The sequence below is a fragment of the Citrobacter sp. Colony219 genome, assembly GCF_019382635.1.
GTDB lineage: Bacteria > Pseudomonadota > Gammaproteobacteria > Enterobacterales > Enterobacteriaceae > Citrobacter > Citrobacter youngae.
Genome location: NZ_CP080033.1, coordinates 4,299,494 through 4,300,225 on the forward strand (window position 1 = coordinate 4,299,494; position 732 = coordinate 4,300,225).

At 48.9% G+C, this 732-nt stretch carries 2 protein-coding genes; both read right to left on the minus strand.

The genetic code is table 11. The features are described from left to right. Window positions 1-229 precede the first annotated feature (229 nt). Window positions 230-463, minus strand: coding sequence for a DinI family protein (locus JTI85_RS18995; RefSeq protein WP_023226465.1), 234 nt, complete (start codon window positions 461-463; stop codon window positions 230-232). 10 nt (window positions 464-473) lie between these two features. Then, complete coding sequence (locus tag JTI85_RS19000) at window positions 474-662, minus strand: hypothetical protein (RefSeq protein ID WP_001154444.1); 189 nt, start codon at window positions 660-662, stop codon at window positions 474-476. Window positions 663-732: the final 70 nt, after the last annotated feature.

Here is a 732-nt window from a genome sequence, read left to right on the forward strand (position 1 = left end):
GCGCGCGCTCGTATCCCCGCCACGCCTGCCCGCTTTATGTAGCGGTTTTCATGCAGGTGCATGACATAAGCAAAAGCCCACCAGAACTGGCGGGCCTCAGCAAAAACGATCCTCAAACGATCATGCGATCTCATGCAGCATAGTCATGCACAACGGCGCTAACGCCTCGCAAGGCTCGTTGTTCAACCTTGCGGACGGTAAAAGCCAGTTTTATCATCCGCAAGGTTCTCTAATGTAACCAGCTGTCGTCTTCCCATACCTGTTGCATAATTTCCATCACTCGCTTTTTATCTTCATCCAGTTTTAACCCACTCAGCTCAACGCCATTGGCGCTGCCCTTGCGGATTCGAATTGCTGTTTTGGGATACAGGGGGCGCAAATTACGGTAAAGCTCGGTTTCAAGGGCGTCCAGTGTGGCCTGGCTAATCTTCTGCTCTTTATCGATCATTATTTCAATGCGCATACAGACCCCATTAACTGGTGACGTCCATGGACCGGCTGTATTCATGGCTGCGGATTTTCGCCATGAGTTCGTCAGTCAGCTCTGATACCCACTGGATAGCCAGCCGCTTTTCTTCGTCACTGCACTCACTCGCCGCTACAAGCTTAATAAAAAAATCAATGCGCTGGAGCTTCAACGACTCCAAAAGATAGTCCTGCATCTTCCCTCCTATCACGACCACGGATACATAATACCTGTATTTATATACACTGTTTATATATACAGTATAG

Coding starts and splice junctions, on each gene's coding strand:
- JTI85_RS19000 (WP_001154444.1), bottom strand. CDS start 662: ATGCAGGACTATCTTTTGGAGTCGTTGAAGCTCCAGCGCATTGATTTT.
- JTI85_RS18995 (WP_023226465.1), bottom strand. CDS start 463: ATGCGCATTGAAATAATGATCGATAAAGAGCAGAAGATTAGCCAGGCC.